The sequence below is a fragment of the Bradyrhizobium sp. genome (genome assembly GCF_049512235.1).
Taxonomy (GTDB): domain Bacteria; phylum Pseudomonadota; class Alphaproteobacteria; order Rhizobiales; family Xanthobacteraceae; genus Bradyrhizobium.
In genome coordinates this window covers 1-5,817 of the sequence record NZ_JBEKXH010000408.1, presented here as the reverse complement: position 1 = coordinate 5,817, position 5,817 = coordinate 1, and the positions used below count along the sequence as shown (strand labels likewise).

Annotated in this window: 5 protein-coding genes and 2 pseudogenes; 5 read left to right on the top strand and 2 right to left on the bottom strand. The window is 61.4% G+C overall.

The window, feature by feature from the left end; all coding sequences use genetic code 11:
• Positions 1-913: AraC family transcriptional regulator (locus tag ABSG20_RS27750; RefSeq protein WP_423867672.1), on the bottom strand; the 913-nt coding region annotated here is incomplete at its 3' end.
• 238 nt (positions 914-1,151) lie between these two features.
• On the opposite strand from ABSG20_RS27750, the gene ABSG20_RS27745 reads away from it, so the two are divergent.
• The 5 genes and pseudogenes from ABSG20_RS27745 (at position 1,152) to ABSG20_RS27725 (ending at position 4,668) form a co-directional block, all read left to right on the top strand.
• On the top strand, positions 1,152-1,919 hold the full coding sequence (locus tag ABSG20_RS27745; RefSeq protein WP_423867671.1) for an enoyl-CoA hydratase/isomerase family protein: 768 nt from the start codon (positions 1,152-1,154) through the stop codon (positions 1,917-1,919).
• A gap of 2 nt (positions 1,920-1,921) precedes the next feature.
• Entirely contained in the window at positions 1,922-3,133 is a 1,212-nt protein-coding gene (locus ABSG20_RS27740; protein WP_423867670.1) for a CaiB/BaiF CoA transferase family protein, read from the top strand.
• 100 nt (positions 3,134-3,233) lie between these two features.
• Positions 3,234-3,488, top strand: a pseudogene (locus ABSG20_RS27735) (hypothetical protein); the annotation flags it as partial.
• Positions 3,489-3,514: 26 nt separating this feature from the next.
• Positions 3,515-3,622 (top strand): annotated as a pseudogene (locus ABSG20_RS27730) (alpha/beta hydrolase); the annotation flags it as partial.
• Positions 3,623-4,104: 482 nt separating this feature from the next.
• Positions 4,105-4,668 (top strand): hypothetical protein, encoded by a 564-nt coding sequence (locus ABSG20_RS27725; RefSeq protein WP_423867669.1) that lies wholly within the window; start codon positions 4,105-4,107, stop codon positions 4,666-4,668.
• Between the two features lie 41 nt (positions 4,669-4,709).
• On the opposite strand, the gene ABSG20_RS27720 is transcribed toward ABSG20_RS27725, so the two are convergent.
• Entirely contained in the window at positions 4,710-4,868 is a 159-nt protein-coding gene (locus ABSG20_RS27720) for a hypothetical protein (RefSeq protein WP_423867668.1), read from the bottom strand.
• Positions 4,869-5,817: the final 949 nt, after the last annotated feature.

The following is a 5,817-nucleotide window of genomic DNA, read 5'->3' as shown; positions in this document are numbered from 1 at the left end:
CGGTGGCCAGCGACCGGCGCATCCCGTCGACGATGGACTGATAAGACAGTCCGTCCTCGGCGAGTCTGCGGTGGAACGTCCGCAAGGAGAGGCCGAGTTCGGATGCGATCTCGGCGGCGGCGGGAAACCGGTGGGGGCTGTTGAGGCAGGCGACGCGAATCTTTCGAACCAGATCGGATTCGCCGGGACGCTCGGTCAGGACCACGTCGCAAACCTGTTGGCATATTTTCGCGGTGATCGGGTTCGCGTTCGGGCATGGCAGATCGAGCACTTTCGCGTCGAAATGCCATTCCATGCGGTCGGCGTCGAAGTCGATCGCGCAGTTGAACAGGCGTTCGTAGTTGCGCCAATGCGCGGGGGCTGGAAACGGAAATATCATCCGCGTGCTTGGGAACGGCGATTCGAGGACACGGCTGAACAGCACGGTCATCGAGCTTCGCCAGAATTCGGCGGCGAACGGCAGCAGGTTGCCCAGCGTGTCAAGACCGTGGCTGCGCAGGATCGCGGTTTTCCCGGCTTCGATCCGGAAGCTGATTTGCCGCACCGCGGGTCCCGCCATGGTGACATGATCGAGCGAAAACAGCAGCGCATCGCCGAAGGTGGGGCTGGAGACCATCGCATAGCCGTAGATCCCGTAGTCGCTGATCCGCTGCCGGGCACCTGCCAACAGCCCGATATCCGATCGCTTGGCGAGCTTCATGGCGTTGCGGTAGATGGCCAGCCGCTGCCGGTACGAAATTCGGGCCTGCGGATCTTCGAGCTGAGCAGCATCGACGCCGGTTCGGGCAAACAAATCCCGGACCGAGATCCCTTCCGCCGCAAGTTCCGCAGCCAACGCGGCCAGACCCAGGAGATTCTGCGTCGGAGCCTCGGGGTCGCCCGAGAACGGCGTCACGACCTTGATCGGCTTCATGCGTCCTCCCTGCCTTGCTGGCGCGGATTGACGTCCCTTATTTGGGAGTTCCAATCGCTTTGGCAGCTTTCGACATCATAATTGGCAGAGCTTGACGTTGTCACCTCCGCGCGCTGAGCCAATATCCCAACCCGTAACGGATAGCCCCAAGGGCCGGTGTCAACGAGGAAGCGTCCATCGGCCGAACGACATGCCCGTTCAGGGTTGCCGGCCGCATTCGACGAAACGAGGGATAGGGATGACGACAGTCACGCACGAAATCGATGGCAAGGTCGGCGTGGTCACGCTGGCGAAGCCGCCGCACAATCTGATCGACGACCAGCTCATCAACGACCTCGTCGCGGCCTACCGCACGGTGGTTGCGGATGGTTGCCGCGCGATCCTGCTTCGCAGCTCGATGCGGCATTTCTGCGCGGGCGCCGAGATGCGGTCATGGGGAACGGGCACGCGCATTCACACCGACCAGGTGAAGCTCGAGGCTATGCTGCAGGATCTCGAGGACGTGGCGGTGCCGACGGTCGCGGCCGTGAACGGCGGCGCGCTCGGGGGCGGCCTCGAATTGGCGCTGACCTGCGACATGATCCTTGCCGCGGATACCGCGTTCCTGGGCCAGGTCGAGGTTGCGGTCGGCCTGCTGCCCCTGCTCGGCGGCACACAACGGCTCGCGCAGCGGGCCGGCGTGGCGCGCGCCAAGGAAATCGCCATGCTTGGACGCCGCCACACCCCGGAAGCGTTCGAACGCTGGGGCATCATCAACCTCGTCGTGCCGGAATCCGAACTGCCTTCGGCTTCGATGACCTGGGCTCGGCAGCTTGCCGCGGGACCGACACAGGTCATCAGGGGCATCAAGCTGCAGGCCAATCTCGAGGCGCGCGGCGGAATCGGCGCTGCCGATGCACGCCAGGTCGAGATCAACGATACCATCTGGAAGGCGAGGGATCGGCAGCGTGGCGCCGATGCCTTCTTTGCGACGGGTCCCGCGACCGCGATATTCCAGGGAGATTGATCATGTCCGCTGCTCCGCTCGAGGGATTGCGGGTGGTCGATTTCACCCGCGTGCTGGCAGGCCCGCACTGCACCAAGGCGCTGCGCGATCTCGGTGCCGACGTGACCAAGATCGAACCGCCGGCCGGCGACCTGGGGCGCGTCGGCCTGCCCCACGTCAACGGCATCGGCCTCTATTACGTGCAGCAAAACGCGGGAAAGAGGAATCTCAGCCTGGATCTGAATTACGCGGAAGCGCGCGAGATCGTCGCGCAGCTCTGCCGCGACGCAGATGTCATCGTCGAAAACTTTCGCCCCGGCACACTCGCGCGCTTCGGTTTCGGCTACAACGACGTCAAGGCGTTCAATCCGCGTGTCGTCTATGTTTCCCTAAGCGGGTACGGGCAATCCACGTCGTGGAAGAACCGGCCTGCCTTTGCGCCCACGGTTCAGGCCGAGACCGGCCTGACGGCCATCGTTCAGGAACATTTCGGCGAAGCGCTGTCGGAACCGCGGGGCGACTCCTGCAGCCATGCGGATGTCTATACCGGGTTGCAGGGTGTCATTGCCGTGCTCGCCGCTTTGCAGCACCGCAACCGCACCGGCGAAGGCCAGCATGTCGACGTGTCGATGGCCGCCACCATGCTGTCGGTGAACGAGCGCGCCGGCGCGATGCTATCGGAAATCGACACGGATGGTGAGCCGATCGCGCTGTCGGCCAATGAATCCCATATTTTCGAAATGGCTGACGGCACCAGGTTGACCATCGCCGCGAGCCCGATCTATTCGCCGATGTTCACGCGTTACTGCGCGATGATGCGGCGGAGCGATCTTCTGAGCGATCCGCGCTACGCGACGGCCAAATTGCGGAGGCAAAATCTGGCGTCTCTGCTGGCCGAGGTCCGGGCCTGGCTGGCGACCTTCGACAGCCTCGAGCAGTTGCAGGCGCAAGTCAGCGAAGCGGGCCTTGCCGTCGGCCGCGTGCGGACGGTCAACGAGTTCGCCAGGTCCGAGTGGGTCAGGGAATGGAACGCGATCGTTGACGTCGACGATCGCGGCGGTGGCACTTTGCGGATGCCCGGCAACCCCTGGATCTTCAGCCGCTCGGAGCTGCCGCCCCCCGGTGCGCCTGCGTTCCAGGGTGAGCATAACGAGGAAATATTAAAAGAGCTGCAGATATCAGAAGAAGCGATCCAGGATTTTCGGCACCGAAGCATTGTCCTGAGCCGGCGCTAGGTGACGCCGCGACACGCGCAGTGCATCCGGGCGCCGAAATTGAACAACAGCCAATTAGCCGAGCGGCAGAGCGGCGCGTGTCTCCTTCAGAATTTCTTTCGAAAAGCTCCGCGACATCGCCGCATCGGGACCGGTCGTACTCGCGCCTGACCTGTCGAAACCCAGGGTCGTGGGACTGACGCGCCAGTTGGCCGAATCCTATGTGCCTGTGACGATTACGGTTTCTTATGCCGGTCAGGACGGCACCCCAAAGCCATTTTTGATGATCGTTGATTGGCTCAAGGTCGGCGGCGATTGGAAGATCGCTTCCGAGATCATCTTGCCGGTTCCGCCGGTAACGGTGATCAAAGGTTAGCTCGAACTCGCTCTCACGGTGGTCAACTCGCGCGCCGCGATGGTTCGACTGTGCTGGTCGGGCATTCCTTCTCCGGAATGATCGTCACGGAGGCCGGCATCACAGAGAAAACAGTAATTCTGCGCTTTATTGCCGACCTCTCGGCGCGCTCGGCGAAACTCTGACCCCAATTCGGACTTGCAGCAGCTGCTTCCAAGGTAAGGTTTGCCCCCCGGACAAGCTTACGCCGCCCGCGGCCTCGCCATCAGTCGCACGCCGAGGGCACTCAGGCGCTTCCGGATGGTCTCAAATTCGAGCTTGGTGTCGCCGGAGCCCGTCAAAAACCGTTACTGGTTCTGTAAAACGATACCAGGGGCGGTTCCCATGAAAATTCGATCCTGTCCACGAATTTTCGTTCCGAAAGCACCCTATCCTGAAAAATAGTGACTTTCCATGACATTGAGCCTGCCCGCATTGGCCTTGGCATAGGCCACGAATTCCCGGAAGGTTGTTGGCGGGATAAGGTAACACATTCCGAAAGGTGGATTTCCGGCCGGGCACCTCGTTAACTGGATTTCGGTCAAATCTGACATTGGAACGTTGGCGGTATATTGATTGTCGCATGAAGCAAAAAGACATGAACATCGAAACCATCACGAAGGCGTTTGACGTGATGGGTCGCTATCTTCGCGAACGGAACACGGTCGGAGAGATCGCGGTGTATGGCGGTTCTGCGATACTGCTGCACTTTCCATGGCGCAAATCGACCGAAGACGTCGACGCTACCTTTGGAAAGCCGGAAGCTTCGGTAAAGGATGCCGCCGCCTTCGCGGCGATCGAGCTTCGGCTACCGGACGGATGGCTGAACAATTCAGTTGGAGGTTTCACATCGGAAGCTGAACGGGACGAATTCTTCGTGCTGTTCGGCGATTATCCCAAGGGACAAAAATCCGGATTGAGGGTGTTCCTGGCAAAGCCGGAATACCTCATCGCGATGAAGCTAAAGGCCCTTGTCCGCGAAAGCTACGACGACAAGGATTTCAGCGACATCGTGGGCCTGGCAGTCGAAGCAAAAATTGAAACGGCGGTCCAGTTGAACGATCTTTTTGCATCATTCTTCCCGAATGAAAGGCTCGACCCCGTGGCTGCTGCCCGGATCCCTGAAGCTATCGAAGCCATCCAGGCAAGGAAACCGCGATGAGCCGGCCCATGACATTGAAGGAGGCTGCGTCGGTCGCCATCTCAGGGGAGAAAAATTTCGGCGATTGCATTGACGAGTTCGTCGACACATTCTATCTCGATCATCCGGACAAGAAACGGCAGCAAGGGAGGATCGAAGACATTCCTCCGATCATCGGGAATCCGTCGCAGGACGCATGGATTGGCGCCGTCGGCGAACATCTCGCTCGCCGCTGGGGCCTTGAGGTCCCTGCATGGACGAGACGGCCGGAACATTACCTCCTGGACCGCCCCAAATTCGTTCCGGATTCGAGAGCGCTCCGCTCCATCTTGATTTGCGAAAGCCCCGCGGCGTTCCGGTCACGGATGATATTCACATTCGCCGAACCTCTGCAAAGAGCCCGGTTTCCTCTCAAAGCCGGCTGAGCGGGTAGGGTGGATTGGAGCCCTCCGGGTCCGCCAACGCACGGCCCGATGACAGGCTCCGGCGCAATCCGCCGCTCCGGGCCGCGCGCCTCACGCGCGAAAAGACTCCCGCGGGATCGGTCAAAGCATCTATGCCGGCGACAGTATGTTGTACCAACGGTACCAACGGTCGCAACTCCTGACTCGTCATGCCCGGGCTCGTCCCGCCTGCGGCGCCGAAGCCCCTTCGGTGCGGGGCATCCACGTCTTATTCTGCCGACGCAGCAAAGACGTGGATGGCCGGGACTACGCCCGGCCATGACGGTGGATGGTCACTGCCAAGGACCGTTGGTATTACTTTGCATGGGTTGTTTTCGATATTTTGGGCATGCCGAGCCGCAGCTCGCGTGCACCGCCCAACCGCCCGATGGGCTTCGGCGCCGGTCCCCGCTGCCGCTTCCTGCAACCCGGCGACGTGGCGCAGTGATTTGCCCGACGGGCGGCCGCGGCAAAAACCTGTCCAGGGGGACAAGCAAAAATATCGCGCTTCGCGATCCACCCAAACAATACTACACCCAAGACATTGCGGAATGATGGTCGCGGGCGGGTGGCGGTCGTCTCGCAGTCGCCTTCAGGGGCGCGCGGCGAATTGCGCGTCCGGCTGTTTGACAAGTGAATGGAATAGGCAGGCCTTGGTCCCGCGGCGAAGGCGATGGGCGGATCGCGCGCTCATTCAAGCCCGACCCGAGCATGTGCGGATGGGCCT

What these genes read in the sequence shown, in the direction of transcription:
- ABSG20_RS27745 (WP_423867671.1), top strand. Translation starts at nt 1,152, where the DNA reads ATGACGACAGTCACGCACGAAATCGATGGCAAGGTCGGCGTGGTCACG.
- ABSG20_RS27740 (WP_423867670.1), top strand. Translation starts at nt 1,922, where the DNA reads ATGTCCGCTGCTCCGCTCGAGGGATTGCGGGTGGTCGATTTCACCCGC.
- ABSG20_RS27725 (WP_423867669.1), top strand. Translation starts at nt 4,105, where the DNA reads ATGAACATCGAAACCATCACGAAGGCGTTTGACGTGATGGGTCGCTAT.
- ABSG20_RS27720 (WP_423867668.1), bottom strand. Translation starts at nt 4,868, where the DNA reads ATGTTCGCCGACGGCGCCAATCCATGCGTCCTGCGACGGATTCCCGAT.